We start from the raw sequence: 13,382 nt of genomic DNA, 5'->3' as shown, positions 1-13,382 counted from the left end.
TTCCCCTCCCTCGAAGGGAGGGGAGCCACGTCTTGCAATGTAGGATTTCGCCTGCTTGGCTGGAGCGGTCGGACCCCGGTGTCCGGCCGCTCTTTGTCTTGTTGGAAGAATAGGATCACGCGCTCGCAAGGATATTGCGAGATGCGGTGCGTTTGCGGGAACTTGGTCAACTTAAGACGCGGCGAAATCCGTGCTGGGCACGAACTTAGTGAACTTCCGCGAGTCGCCCGCCGCGGCGCTGTTGGAGCGGCGGGTCAGCGAACGCCCAATATCGTCCGCTTCAGGTCCGCATAGATCAGGTCGTTGCCCAGGCCGCTCGGATGGTCGCCGTCGAAGAACAGCGGCCGGCCGCCGGGCAGCGCCTCGCAGGTCTGGCCGGGGCAGAAGATCGGCAGCGGGTCCCACAGGATCGTCGAGCGCCGGCTGGCGACGAGCTGGCTCATCGCCCGCATCACGTCGCGGCGGCGCTCGAGCATGCGTTCGCGCCCGATCGTCAGGCCGTGGCAGGCGGGATTGGCGCGGTTGAACCAGTCGGCGCAGCGGAAGACCGGGCTGGGGAAGACCGGCTTGGGCGCCTCGAGCACGATCCGCGCGCCTTTTGCCTCGAGCCGCTGCGAAATAGCCTGCGCTTCGTCCAGTGCCCCTTGGGAAACCGTATCGGGGTGCGCGCCGATCAGGTCGCGATCATTCTCGAACTGGTTGGCGAGCCGGGTGACGCGCAGGCCGGGAAGGAACACGACGTCGCCTGGTTTCGACCGCGCGGCGATGTCGTTCTCAACCCCTTGATACCAGCCGGTGCAGCGCGGGCGCGAGGCGTGGGTCTGGATCAGCTTGAAATAGGGGCAGCCGGGCCGGAAATAGAGGCGCACGCTGGCGCCGGTCTCGGCCGCCAGCCGGCGCAGCGCCGGAGTGTAGGCGAGGCCGTGCGAGTCCGCCGGCACGAACAGCGTGAAGCCCTCCGGCCGGGCGCAGCGCGGGGTCCAGAGCTTGACCCTGCCGCCCGCGAGCCACTCCTCGCCATCGAGTGGCGCGCAGCCGGTCAGGTCGAGCGGCAGCGGCCGGCCGGGCTCGGCATACCAGGCGAAGCGGTCGCGGGTGACGCTGAGCGTGAGCCGGTTGTGCGCCGCGATCAGCAGCTGCCCGCCGAGCGCGGCGACTAGTACCCCTGCCAGTGCCGCCGTGACGACACGGCCCCGCGGCCAACCGGCGATGATGCGGCCCGAGCGCAGCGGCTTCTCGATGAGGAAGTAGGAGAAGATCGCCAGCGCAATGGCGATGACCAGCGCGGCCAGCTGGTGCTTCAGCGTGTGAAGGCCAACGGTCCAGCGGAACAGCACGAAGACCGGCCAGTGCCAGAGGTAGAGCGAGTAGGAGAGCAGCCCTACCGCCACCATCGGCCGGCTGCCCAGCGCCCGCGGTGCGGTGCCGCCGAGGATCGCCATGATGACCAGCGCGGTGCCCGCCACCGGCAGCAGCGCGCCGGGGAAGGGGAAGAGCGGCCCTTCGGGCAAGGCGAAGCCGGCGGCGACCAGCAGCGCGCCGAGCGGGGCCAGCCATTTGCGCCCCGCTGCCCAGGGCTGCCAGCGCTCGCGGGTCAGGCAGAGCAGCATGCCTGCGCCCAGCTCCCAGAAGCGGGGGAAGATCAGGTAGAAGGCGAATTTCTGGGCGAACAGGCTGAGCACCGCGCAGAGCAGCAGCGAGAGCCCCGACAGGATCGCGATCCAGCGCACTGCCTTGGCCCCGGAATGGAGGCGGTGATGCCACCAGAGGAGGAAGGGGAAGAACAGGTAGAACTGCTCCTCCACGCCCAGCGACCAGGTGTGGGTGAAGGGATTGTACGCCGCCTGGGGGCCGAAATAGCTGTCGGTATCGATTGCCAGCACCAGGTTGCTCAGCCCGAAAAAGGCGAACCGGCCGACCTGGGGGAGGCTGTTGCTCAGCCAGGAATCGGGGATGAACAGCTGGGCGGCGAGCAGGGTGGCAAGCAGCATCGCCACCAGCGCCGGCATGATCCGCATCAGCCGGCGGGCATAGAAATAGCCGGCGAGTTGGCCGAGGCTGCTGAACTCGCGGCCGATCAGCGATCCGGTCACCACGAAGCCCGAGATGACGAAGAAGATGTCCACCCCGGTGAAGCCGCCCGGCAGCGTCCAGGGCCAGAGATGGAAGAGGATGACCGAGGTGACGGCAATGGCGCGCAGCCCGTCGATCGCCGGTATATAGTCGGGGCCGGGCCCCGCTCGCTCGCCAGTCACCAATGTCTCCCCAGTGTTTCGTCGCTGTAAGGGACGGAGACCCGAGGGACAATCCGCCCTCGACATGCGGCGAACGGCGCGCGATGTGCAGCCATTGTTCAGCTTCGGAGCGCCAGGAAAAGGCCGTGAACGCAGGGAGGCTCAAGACTGGCTGGCTGTGCGGCCTGGCCGCGGCGACGCTAGCCGCGCCGCTGGCGCATGCGCAGGACACGCCGACGCCGAGCCCGAGCCCGGTGGTCGTGCCGACACAGCGCCTCCAGTCGCTGCCGGGCGTGATCCCCGAGCGTTTCAGCCTGGCGCCCGCACCGAGCCCGACGCCCGCGCCGCTTTCCCCGCCGACTCCGAAAACGACCGCGCGGGCGACCCCCGCAGCGCCGCGGGCCGCGCCGGTCGCGCGTGCGACGGCCGAGCAGCGCGGTACTGCGCCCCTGCCGACGCCCTCGGCTTCCCCGGCCACCGCGCCGGTCGCCGTACCTTCGTCCGCACCGGTCGTTCAGGCGACGACCGTCCCGCAGCCAGTCGCGACCGCTGCGCCGGTTGCCGTACCCGGATCGTCCACGCCGCCCTGGATCTGGGCAGCGGGCGGTGCCGGCGCGGTCGCGCTGCTCGGGCTGGGGGGCTGGCTGCTGCTCCGCCGCCGCCGCGAAGAGGACGAGGAGGAGATATTCGAGAGCGCGCCGGTCGCCGCTCCGCCGCCGCCACGACCTGTCCAGCCGCCGCCCTGCCTGGCGCCTCCCGCCCCGGTACCGGCGCCAGTGCCCGCGCCCATGCCGGCCGCGCAGGGTGGCGAGCCGTTCGAGCTGGCGCTCCGGCCGCACCGCATCGCCTTTGGCGAGAACGAGGTGGTGCTCGAGTTCGAGCTGCTCATCGGCAATCTCTCGGGTGCATCGGCGGACAATATCCGTATCGCCTTCGCGGCGATGAGCGCGCATGCCCAGCAGGATGCGGTGATCGCCGGCTTCCATGGCGGGCCGCCGGGCGAGCCGGGCGGGGCGCCCTTCGACCTGCCCGCAGGCGGTGGCGGGCGCATGCCGATACGCCTGGCGATCCCGCGCAGCGGCGTGAACGTGGTCGAGGTCTCCGGCCGGCCGATGTTCGTGCCGATCGTGCTGATCGACCTGCGCTGGCGCGGCGGGCTGAGCGTCCGCCGGTTCGGCGCGGACTTCATGCTGGGCACGGCGGGGCAGGGCGACAAGCTCGGCCCGATCTGGCTCGACCGGCCGGCGCCGGGCGGGCCGCTGGCGGCGCATCGCTATGTCGCCCGGCAGGTGGCGGCGGCCTGAGGCTTCCTATAGCAGCGGCAAGTGCCGTCTCGCCAAAGTCCACGAAGTTCACGCCTGGAGCGGGTTTTCGCGGGCGGAATGTCGCGAACATCGTGCACGGCGCAGATGGCGAGTAGCATTCCGCGCAACATCCTTGCGCGCGCGTGATCCTATTTCTCCAACAGCGTCAAAGAGCGGCCGGGTGTCGGGCCGGCCGGGTGAGTCCAGCAGGTGAAATCCTATTTGCAAGGAGAGGCCAGTGGCACCGGCTCCCGGCACGTTGCGCTTGCCCCTCCACCACGCGACTGCGTCGCGCGGTCCCCCTCCCCGAGACAAGCTCGGGGAGGATTTGGATGGCCAAAAGAAAAGGGCGGCCCGTTGCCGGACCGCCCTGATCTGTTTCGCTGAGTAGCGAGAAGCTAAGAAGCTTACTTGACCTCGACGGTCGCGCCAGCCTCTTCGAGCTGCTTCTTGATCTTCTCGGCCTCGTCCTTGTTGACGCCTTCCTTGACAGCCTTCGGAGCCGACTCGACGAGAGTCTTGGCTTCGGTCAGGCCCAGGCCGGTGATGGCGCGGACTTCCTTGATGACGTTGATCTTCTTGCCACCGTCGCCGGTGAGGATCACGTCGAACTCGGTCTTCTCTTCGACAGCCGGGCCGGCGCCAGCGCCGCCAGCCGGAGCTGCAACGGCGACGGCAGCGGCGGCCGAGACGCCCCACTTCTCTTCGAGAAGCTTCGAGAGCTCAGCGGCCTCGAGGACGGTCAGTTCCGAAAGCTGGTCAACAAGCGCGTTAAGGTCAGCCATGATAAACTCCAATCAGTTCAGATGTTTAGGGATAAAATAAGCTTGCAAGGTCCGCTTATGCGGCGTCCTTGGCCGCATAGGCGCCGAAAACGCGCGCGAGCTGCGCGGCCGGTGCCTGGGTGACGGTCGCGAGCTTGGTCGCCGGAGCGACGATAAGGCCCACGAGCTTGCCACGCAGTTCGTCCAGCGACGGCAGCGAGGCGAGAGCCTTGATGCCTTCCTGGTCGAGAACCTGCGTGCCCATTGCGCCGCCGACGATTTCGAGCTTGTCGTTCGTCTTGGCGAACTCGACCGCCACCTTGGCCGCAGCCACGGGGTCGATCGAGGTGGCGAGCGCCGTCGGACCCGTAAGCAGGTCGGCGATCGCCGCGTAATCGGTGCCAGCGGCAGCGATCTTGGCAAGCTTGTTCTTCGAGACCTTGTAGCTCGCGCCGGCCTCACGCATCTTGTTACGGAGGTCCGTCGACTGCTTGACGGTCATCCCGAGGTTGCGGGTGATAACCACCACGCCAACCTCGCCAAAGGTGCGGTTCAGCTCGGCAACGGCGTCAGCCTTCTGGGAACGATCCATGCCGGTCTCCTCGTTATGAGCGTCTCCCTTGCGGGAAGCGCCCGGTTACAAAATGTCCGAGGGGAAGGATCGTCGTGCCCGGTTATCCCTGGGCATGACCCGAGCGCTCCGCTTGCGGACCGCCGGTGAAAATCTGTCCCCGTCTAGGCGAGAGATTAAGCAGGGCAAATTCCCTGCACTCGCTGTCTCGGACGGTCTCCTCCCGAAGGAGGAAGGCGCGCCAATAGCGATATTTGTGGATAAGTCAATCGGCGCGAGCAGCCCCGCGGAGGAAGAGGCGCTGCGGTGTCTTCAAGGTTTCACACTTGTTTCGCCGAGGTTTCGCACAAGCGCAGCGAGACTGCCACATCCGCCTCCTAGGGGCCCGTGCTGCGGCGCAACGAAGCCGCGATCCCAGGGGGAAATAATGACCGTTCGTCACGCGCTTCGCGCAACCGTTTGTGCCGCCGTTCTCGCCGCCGCCATGCTGGCGACGCCGGCGCTGGCCCAGGACCAGACCCAGGCCGCGCCTGCCGCCGAAGAAGGCGCGCCGGAGAATGCCGGGGACGGCGCGATCCTGGTCACCGCGAAGCAGACCCGCTCGGCCACGGCGATCTCGCAGAGCGAAATCCAGAAGATCCTGCCCGGTGTCTCGCCGCTCAAGGCGATCCAGACCCTGCCCGGCGTACTCTATGTCACCGCCGATCCCTGGGGCAACAACGAGCAGAACGCCCAGATCTTCATCCACGGTTTCGCCGGCAACCAGCTCGGCTACACGATGGACGGCATCCCGCTCGGCGACCAGAGCTATGGCAATTACAACGGCCTGTCGCCGCAGCGCGCGGTGATCTCCGAGAATGTCGGCCGCGTCATCGTGGCGACCGGCGCCGGCGACCTCGCCACCGCGTCGAACAGCAACCTGGGCGGCACGATCGAGACCTATTCGTCCGACCCGGCCCAGGCGTTCGGCCTGACCGCCAACCAGACGATCGGCAGCTACAACACCTCGCGCACCTTCCTGCGCGTCGACACCGGCAATCTGGGCGGCGGCGGCACCAATGCCGGCTATCTCTCGGTTGCCCGCCAGAAGGCCAAGGCCTGGGACTTCAACGGCTGGCAGGGTGGCTGGCAGGCCAATGCCAAGTTCGTCCATGACGATTCGGTCGGGAAGCTGACGCTGTATTTCGACTATAACGACATGACTCAACCGAACGAGGACGCCACCGTCTTCTTCAAGCCCTCGGCCGGGCAGACCGCCAGCGCGGTGCAGCTCTACACGCCCTATACCAAGCCGTTCTTCTATTCCGATCTCGCCGGCTATCGCAGCTATATCAACGCGCTGGGCAATTCGCCGGCGGCGCAGGGCGGCAACTACCGCAACTATTATTCGGACGCGCAGCGCACCGACTATCTCACCTATGCGCGCTATGACGCGAAGATCGCCGACAACATCACGCTGTCGAACACGATCTACTATCACCACAATGACGGCGCCGGCGTCGTCGCCGGCCCGCTCGGCCAGTCGATCACGACCGCGCAGCCCTATCTCGATCCGAACTATGCGAGCCTCGATCCCCGTTGCCGCTTCGGTGCGAACGGCAATGGCGTATTGCCAGGTGCATGCGCGGCGCTGCCGGCGGGCCCGGGAGTCATCAACGCTGCCCAGGCGGCGGCGGCCGGTGCGGCGCTGGTCGCGGCGACCGGCGGCTCGGGCCTGATCACCCGCACCACCGAATATCGCATCGACCGCGGCGGCGCGATCACCGCGCTCAACATCGACCTGGGCAACCACAAGATCGAGCTGGGCGGCTGGTTCGAGCACAACAGCACCACCCAGTGGCGCCGCTGGTACGCCGTGCCCGTCGGCAATCCCGGCCTGAGCACCCCGTACATCCGCCCGCTCGAGGCGATGCAGCCGCTGTTCACCCAGTATCAGGGCGAGGCGCGGATCAACAATCTGCAGCTCCATGTCCAGGACACCTGGCAGGTGTTCGAGCCGCTGCTCGTCCAGTTCGGCTTCAAGACCAGCGCGCAATGGGCCAATGGCTGGTATCCGGTGCAGCCCAAGCTCGGCTCGCTCTCGGGCCTGACCGGCGGCCTGCCCCAGGGCAAGATCGACACGCTGAAGTGGTTCCTGCCGGCGATCGGCGCGACCTGGGACTTCAACGGGCATGAGGAAGCCTATTTCAACGTCCAGAAGAACCTGCGCCAGTACCAGGCATATCTGGCTGGTGGCGGCGGCCCATGGTTCACCGGCAGCCAGACGGCGTTCAATGCCTTCGCCACCGACGGCAAGCCCGAGAGCAGCTGGACCTATGAGGCGGGCCTGCGCACGCACCGCAACTTCGGTGGCGGCATCGGGCTCGACGCGCAGGTCAACTATTACCATGTCGACTTCAGCGACCGCCTGCTGGCGATCTCGACCAATCCGGGCGGTATCGCGGGCGGCCAGATCGCCGGCGGCACCTCGGTGCTGGTGAATGTCGGCGACGTGAAGACCAATGGCGTCGATGCCGCCTTCACGCTGCGCTTCGGCCGCGCCTTCTCGTTCTACAACGCGCTCTCGTACAACCTCTCCAAGTACCAGAGCGACTATCGTTCGGCGGCGACCGGCATCGGCGCGGCCACCGATACCTGCATCGGCGGCTATACCGTGGCGACCAGCAGCACCAATGCCGGCATCGTCCCCACCTGCGGCAAGCAGCTGCCGGGCACGCCGAAATGGATGAGCAAGAGCGTCGCGACGCTCAATATTGGCCCGGTCGAGGCGCAGCTGGTCGGCGACTATGTCGGCAAGCGCTATGCGACCTTCTCGAACGACGCCAGCGTCGGCTCCTACTTCCTCGCCTCGCTGAGCCTGGGCGTGGACCTGCCGGCGGACAAGATCGGGATGCAGAAGGCGAAGCTGAGCCTGAACGTCACCAATCTGGGCGACATCAAGGGCGTGTCGACGCTCTCGGTGGGCTCGGCGACCAACAACTACTCGGCCTATCCGATCCCGCCGCGGCAGTGGTTCCTGACCTATTCGTCGCAGTTCTGATCTACGGTTGATACCAAAGGGAAAGGGGCCGGGGGCATTGCTCCCCGGCTCCTTCTCTATGGGTTGAGGCCGGCGAGTAGCGCGCGGGCCGGCACCGCTTCGGGGGTGTCATAGGGGCCGTCCGCCACCGGGAGCAGCGCGGCTCGGGCCGCCACGGCGTTGCCGCGCTTCGCCAGTGCCTGGCCGAGCAGCAGCCGGGAGGCTGGGGCGGAGGGGACGGTGTCCGCCGCCTTCATCAGCCCCTCGATCGCCACGTCCGGCGCCGCCTCGCCGGCATCGGCGAAGCTGCGATAATAGGCGAGCAGCGGCAGCGGGTTCTCGCTGTCGGTGCGGTTGGCGCGGGCGATCGTCACGCGCGCGGCCTTGAGCTTCGTGGCGCGCTCGCCGGCCGGGGCGGCGAGGGCGAGCTCGGCCTGCGCGATGCCCTGCCAGGCCAGCGCGTTGCTGTCGCCCGGGGCGATGGCGAGTGCCCTGGCGGCAGCGGCCGCGCATTCCGGACCATTGTCGCTACGGCATTCGGCTTCGGCGAGCAGCAGCTGCGCATCGAGATTGGCGGGGTAGCGCGCGGCATCGCGGCGCAGGCCCCTGAGCCAGTCGTCGCGGCGGGCGATCGAGTCGCTGCGCTGCTTCTGGTTCTTCAGGTCGGTGGAGGCGGGGGGAATCGCGATCCGCGCGCCGAGCTCTAGCCGGCCCTTGACGAACGCGGCCTCTCCCTCGCTCAGCCGCCGCACGATCGGCTCGGCGGCGCGGTCGGCGGGATAGGACATCTGCTCATAGGGCAGCTTGCCGCGGTCATAGGCAGTGAGCTCGGCCTGCAGCTTGCCCAGGTCGCCGAACGCGGCGGCGGCCTGCTCCATCGATCCGCCCGCTGCGATCGTGGCGAGATAGGCGTGGAGCTGGCCCCGTCGCGTGTTCGAGAAGAACAGCATATGGGTGAGCGCCCAGGCGTGGAAGGGTGTCCACCGCTCGCCGGCCTTGCGATCCGCGAGGCTGCGGCCGGTGAGGATGTCGGCGACCGGGGTGCGCGCATATTTGTCGAGTATCTTGCGATAGCCCTCGGGCGCCCGGCCATATTCGATCCGGGCATCGCCCTCGACCGCCAGGGTGGCGAAGACCTCGCCGAAGCCGTCGACATACCAGCGCGGATAGGCGTGCGGGAAATAGGTGACGAGGAAATGGCGCGCATAGCCGGCATAGATGCGCCCTTCCGCCGACAGCGGCACCGCCAGCTCGTTGACCGACAGGGCCATGGGATCGCCGCGGCCGAACCGGGCGATCGAGCCGGCATAGCTGGAGGCGAGCGCGGTGCTCGTGCCGGGATTCTCGCCGGAGACGCCGGGCGTGCCGACCGCCTCGGGCGTGGTGGCACGGATCAGGTCGGGGAGGATGCCGGCGAGCGACTGGCCGCGCTCGAGCTGGACCTTCTGGTCGAAGCGACTCGCGGCGAACACGGCGCCGTCCTCGCGCGGGTCGTAATAAGCGGGCTCGGGGAAGGCGCGGGCATAGGGGCCGGGCGAGTAACGCAGGTTGCGCAGGTCCATCGCGTCGAACTCGGCGCCGTCGCCGACCAGGGTGATGCGCAGCTTGAGCGTGTTGTCGGGCTTGTCGACTCGGTTGAGCAGCACCGAGAGCAGGAAATGGAGGCGCTCGAGATTATGGGCGATCCGGGTCAGCTCCTTCTCGCTGCCGTCGCTGATCACCACGACATGGTCGGTCTCGGCCTGGCGCCAGTTGCTGGGCCGGTCGCGCATGCCCTGGACGACGATCGCCGACTCCGGCGCGGGGAGATTCGACTCCTGCGCCTGGGCGGCTGCGGGAAGCCCGAACAGGGCAAGTGCCAAAAACATCCGGGCCCTATGCATATCGCCTATCCCCCTTCGTTGTCCGTGCGTTACTATGCGCGTTACGTCGGGGGGAAGGAAGCGCGCTATGGCGGTTCGGCTGCGCCCGGAATCGCGAATGGTCGAAGAGTGGGAGGGCATGCCATTTTGGCTGGATTCTCATCCGCCTGTGGCCATTTTCTCCTATGCCCGGCCAATGACCCCGCTGGCTGAAAATAACACCAACTCGGTTGGATTCGCGCGCGCGTCAGCTAAAAGCAGACGGCGATGGTGACCGGGACGATCGAGCAACTAACAGCACGCGAACGCGACTGCCTGCGGCTGGTCGCGCGCGGCATGTCGTCCAAGGAAATCGCCCTGGCGCTCGGCCTCTCCCCGCTCACCGTCGACGGCTATCTCAAGGAAGCAGTGCGCACGCTCGGCGTTTCGACCCGGCGCGAGGCCGCGCGCGTCCTTGCATCGCACGAGTCTTCCCCTCCGGCGGCGGCTGTTCAGGTGGAAGAAATGCCCCCCCAAAAATTGGGGGGCGAGCCGGCAGACCTTGCCGAAACGGTGCATTCGGAGGTTCCATTGCCACCGAAACGGTCCGAAGCCGAACATCGCTTTCGGGTGCCGTTTCTGAGGCAAGGGAGGCAAATCAATGATCTGGACCCGCTCAACCGACTGATGTGGATAATCGGCCTCGCGCTGCTGATGCTGATCGCGGTGGCCAATTTCCTCAACGGTCTTGGTGCGCTCTGGCACATTACCGGCTGACCTGAGTCTCTTCCAAAGCCCAACCATCAATCCCGTCGCAGCAGTGGCTGCGCGAAGGAGGACCCATGCCTTCTGCCAAGAAGATCGCTTCTGTGCGCATCGCCCGCTCGCTCCAGCCCGCGGAGGTCGCCGTAAACGAAGCTGCCCTCAAGATCCTCGCCATGGGTACCGCGGTGCTCACCGCGCGGGCCGACGGCACCTTTCACCCGCTCGAGGCGCAGGACGCCGTCGATTTCGTCGGTGCCGCCACGGCCAAGATGTTCGGTGCGCTTTCGGACATCAAGAAGGCACATGGCGAGCTGCGCAGTGCCGGCATCCGTCACGAGGTGATCGGTGAGGGCGACATCTACGAGACGCCCGGGCATGACGACCCGAAACCGGGTCTGGTGCACAAGATCGCAGTCGCGGCATGAGGGGGGCATTGACTTGGCGCACTTTCACTGGTGCGGTCATGCCGCATGAACGTGATCGTCTATCTGGGCCTGCTGGTGACATGCTGCCTCTACGCGCTTGCGCGGGGCGGTACACCCGAGCGGGTAGGCGTAGCCTTGCTGCTGTCGGCAGTGGGCGTCTCGTTCCTGGTGCCCTCGATGGGGGTGCATCGCTTCTTCCAGCTCGAGATCGGCATGCTGATGGTCGATTCGTGCCTGTTCCTCTCGGTCACGGCGCTCGCGCTTCGCGCACAACGCTACTGGCCGATGTGGCTGGCGGCCGTGAAGCTCAACACGGTGATCACCCATCTGCTCAACATGTCGCCGGCGCTGATGCCCTGGTCCTATGCGATCGCGAACGCGGCATGGAGCTATCCCAGCCCGTTGCTGATCGCGATCGGCGCGGTGCGGCATCGCCAGCGGCTGAAGCGCTACGGAGCCGATCCTTCCTGGTCCTGACAAGGGAGGCACATCATGGCTGAGGCGGACAACTCCATGTATCGCCTGCGCGAACGTCCGGCGCTTCCGCCCCGGGCGGCGGCGGGCGGCGTGAGCTTCACGGGCAAGGCGGCGGACCTGGTCGAGGGCATCTACCGCTCCCGCAGGCTGCGCGACGATGCGTTCGGGGAGATCGCGGGCCAGTTCCGCGAGCCGACCTGGGACATCTTGCTCGACCTCTATCTGGCAGCCGCCAAGGGGCGCCCGGTATCGGTGAGCAGTGCCTGTATCGGCAGCGGTGCGCCGCAGACCACGGCGATCCGCCATCTCGCCCTGCTCGAAAGCGCCGGGCTTGTGGTCCGCTCGCCCAATCCGATGGACAACCGAGCAGGCATCGTCACGCTGACCGAGGACGCGATCCGCAAGGTCGATGACTGGGCGCGGCGCGTGCGCAGCGTGTGGAAGGCGGAAACGCCCCTGCCAGGCGATCCGACAGTCTAGCCGGCCCCTTTCGAAGGGGGAGGCGAAAAGGGGCCGGAGGCAAGTCTTCGGCCCTTTTTTCATGCCCGCCGTACGCGGGAGAAAGAATGCGCGGGCAAAAGAAAAGGGCCGGAAGGATCCGCTCCCCCGGCCCCTGTTCTTTCAGCGGTAACGCTGGATCAGACGGTCGCGACTTCGGCGACGTCGACCTTCACGCCTGGGCCCATCGACGAGCTCAGGGCGACCTTCTTCAGGTACTTGCCCTTGGCGCCCGACGGCTTGGCCTTGACCACTGCGTCGACCAGCGCGTCGAAGTTCGCGCGCAGGTCTTCCGCCGGAAACGACGCCTTGCCGATGCCCGAGTGGATGATGCCGGCCTTCTCGACGCGGTACTCGACCTGACCGCCCTTGGCAGCCTTGACGGCCTCGGCGACGTTCATGGTGACGGTGCCGAGCTTCGGGTTCGGCATCAGGCCCTTCGGACCCAGCACCTTGCCGAGACGGCCGACCAGGCCCATCATGTCCGGGGTCGCGATGCAGCGATCGAACTCGATCTTGCCGCCCTGGACGATCTCGAGCAGGTCCTCGGCGCCAACGACGTCGGCACCAGCCTCGCGAGCCTCATCGGCCTTCGCGCCCTTGGCGAACACGCCGACGCGCACGGTCTTGCCGGTGCCCTTCGGGAGCGTGACGACGCCGCGGACCATCTGGTCGGCGTGACGCGGATCGACGCCCAGGTTCAGCGCGACTTCGATCGACTCGTCGAACTTGGCGGTGGCGTTGGCCTTCACCAGCGCGATCGCCTCGTCCACACCGTGCAGCTTCTCGCTGTCGATGGTCCAGCTCTTCTGCTTCTTGGTCAGCTTTGCCATGATGTTAGCCCTCCACAACCTGGAGGCCCATCGCGCGGGCCGAGCCCTCGATGATGCGGGTGGCCGCCTCGATATCGTTAGCGTTGAGGTCTTTCATCTTGACCTCGGCGATCTTGCTCAGCTCCGAACGGGCGATCTTGCCCGCCGAGACCTTGCCCGGCTCCTTCGAGCCCGACTTCAGGTTCGCGGCCTTCTTGATCAGATAGGTCGCCGGCGGGGTCTTGGTCTCGAACGAGAACGAACGGTCCGCATAGACGGTGATGACGGTGGGGAGCGGGGTGCCCTTTTCCACGTCGCCGGTCTGGGCGTTGAACGCCTTGCAGAATTCCATGATGTTCACGCCGCGCTGACCCAGGGCAGGGCCGATCGGAGGCGAGGGGTTTGCAGAGCCGGCCGGCACCTGCAGCTTGATATAGCCGGTAATCTTCTTTGCCATGTCACTCTCTTTCGCGGGGCCTTTGCGCGAAGGCTCTGGCCCCTGATCAAGTCGAGCGGTGTAGCGGCCGTGCGAACACGACCTCCCGCGGATTTCCGTAGCTGTTGCTTTGGAAGGGCGCGCCCCTAGCGCAATCTGCGTTCCAGTGCAATTGCTTCCATGCGGAAGAGGTGCGAACCGGCGTCGGTGTCATCAAACTGACTTGATTAACTTTT

At 66.9% G+C, this 13,382-nt stretch carries 12 protein-coding genes; 6 read left to right on the top strand and 6 right to left on the bottom strand.

The genetic code is table 11. The features are described from left to right. Positions 1-254 precede the first annotated feature (254 nt). A complete protein-coding gene (locus tag ACEN8G_RS13190; protein ID WP_413414100.1) occupies positions 255-2,255 on the bottom strand; it encodes an acyltransferase family protein in 2,001 nt (666 codons plus the stop codon). 125 nt (positions 2,256-2,380) lie between these two features. On the opposite strand from ACEN8G_RS13190, the gene ACEN8G_RS13185 reads away from it, so the two are divergent. After that, positions 2,381-3,538, top strand: coding sequence for a hypothetical protein (locus tag ACEN8G_RS13185; RefSeq protein ID WP_413740584.1), 1,158 nt, complete (start codon positions 2,381-2,383; stop codon positions 3,536-3,538). A gap of 407 nt (positions 3,539-3,945) precedes the next feature. Here ACEN8G_RS13185 and rplL read toward each other — a convergent pair whose 3' ends face one another. Beyond that, positions 3,946-4,323 carry a 50S ribosomal protein L7/L12 gene (rplL, locus tag ACEN8G_RS13180; protein ID WP_116842077.1) on the bottom strand — a complete coding sequence of 126 codons (378 nt, stop codon included), beginning with the start codon at positions 4,321-4,323 and terminating at the stop codon, positions 3,946-3,948. Between the two features lie 55 nt (positions 4,324-4,378). Further along, the gene (gene rplJ, locus ACEN8G_RS13175) at positions 4,379-4,894 is read right to left on the bottom strand and encodes a 50S ribosomal protein L10 (RefSeq protein ID WP_307120305.1); all 516 of its coding nucleotides are present in this window, start codon (positions 4,892-4,894) and stop codon (positions 4,379-4,381) included. Between the two features lie 406 nt (positions 4,895-5,300). Between rplJ and ACEN8G_RS13170 the strand changes: the two genes are divergently transcribed. Continuing rightward, entirely contained in the window at positions 5,301-7,913 is a 2,613-nt protein-coding gene (locus ACEN8G_RS13170) for a TonB-dependent receptor (RefSeq protein ID WP_413414102.1), read from the top strand. Between the two features lie 56 nt (positions 7,914-7,969). Here ACEN8G_RS13170 and ACEN8G_RS13165 read toward each other — a convergent pair whose 3' ends face one another. Then, the gene (locus ACEN8G_RS13165; protein WP_413414103.1) at positions 7,970-9,760 is read right to left on the bottom strand and encodes a hypothetical protein; all 1,791 of its coding nucleotides are present in this window, start codon (positions 9,758-9,760) and stop codon (positions 7,970-7,972) included. Between the two features lie 261 nt (positions 9,761-10,021). Here ACEN8G_RS13165 and ACEN8G_RS13160 point away from each other — a divergent pair, with 261 nt between their 5' ends. From ACEN8G_RS13160 to ACEN8G_RS13145, 4 genes are all read left to right on the top strand, one after another. Then, positions 10,022-10,510, top strand: a complete 489-nt coding sequence (locus ACEN8G_RS13160; protein ID WP_413414104.1) for a helix-turn-helix domain-containing protein — start codon at positions 10,022-10,024, stop codon at positions 10,508-10,510. A gap of 65 nt (positions 10,511-10,575) precedes the next feature. Beyond that, positions 10,576-10,923 (top strand): hypothetical protein, encoded by a 348-nt coding sequence (locus ACEN8G_RS13155; RefSeq protein WP_413414105.1) that lies wholly within the window; start codon positions 10,576-10,578, stop codon positions 10,921-10,923. A 45-nt stretch (positions 10,924-10,968) separates the two neighbouring features. Beyond that, entirely contained in the window at positions 10,969-11,400 is a 432-nt protein-coding gene (locus ACEN8G_RS13150; RefSeq protein ID WP_413414106.1) for a hypothetical protein, read from the top strand. Between the two features lie 15 nt (positions 11,401-11,415). Then, positions 11,416-11,880, top strand: coding sequence for a hypothetical protein (locus ACEN8G_RS13145; RefSeq protein ID WP_413414107.1), 465 nt, complete (start codon positions 11,416-11,418; stop codon positions 11,878-11,880). Between the two features lie 158 nt (positions 11,881-12,038). Here ACEN8G_RS13145 and rplA read toward each other — a convergent pair whose 3' ends face one another. Then, on the bottom strand, positions 12,039-12,731 hold the full coding sequence (rplA, locus tag ACEN8G_RS13140; protein WP_413414108.1) for a 50S ribosomal protein L1: 693 nt from the start codon (positions 12,729-12,731) through the stop codon (positions 12,039-12,041). A 4-nt stretch (positions 12,732-12,735) separates the two neighbouring features. Continuing rightward, complete coding sequence (gene rplK, locus ACEN8G_RS13135) at positions 12,736-13,167, bottom strand: 50S ribosomal protein L11 (protein WP_183998219.1); 432 nt, start codon at positions 13,165-13,167, stop codon at positions 12,736-12,738. Positions 13,168-13,382 lie beyond the last annotated feature (215 nt).

It is taken from the genome of Sphingomonas sp. Sphisp66, from assembly GCF_047324325.1.
Taxonomy (GTDB): domain Bacteria; phylum Pseudomonadota; class Alphaproteobacteria; order Sphingomonadales; family Sphingomonadaceae; genus Sphingomonas.
This window is presented reverse-complemented; position numbering and strand designations above follow the sequence as displayed.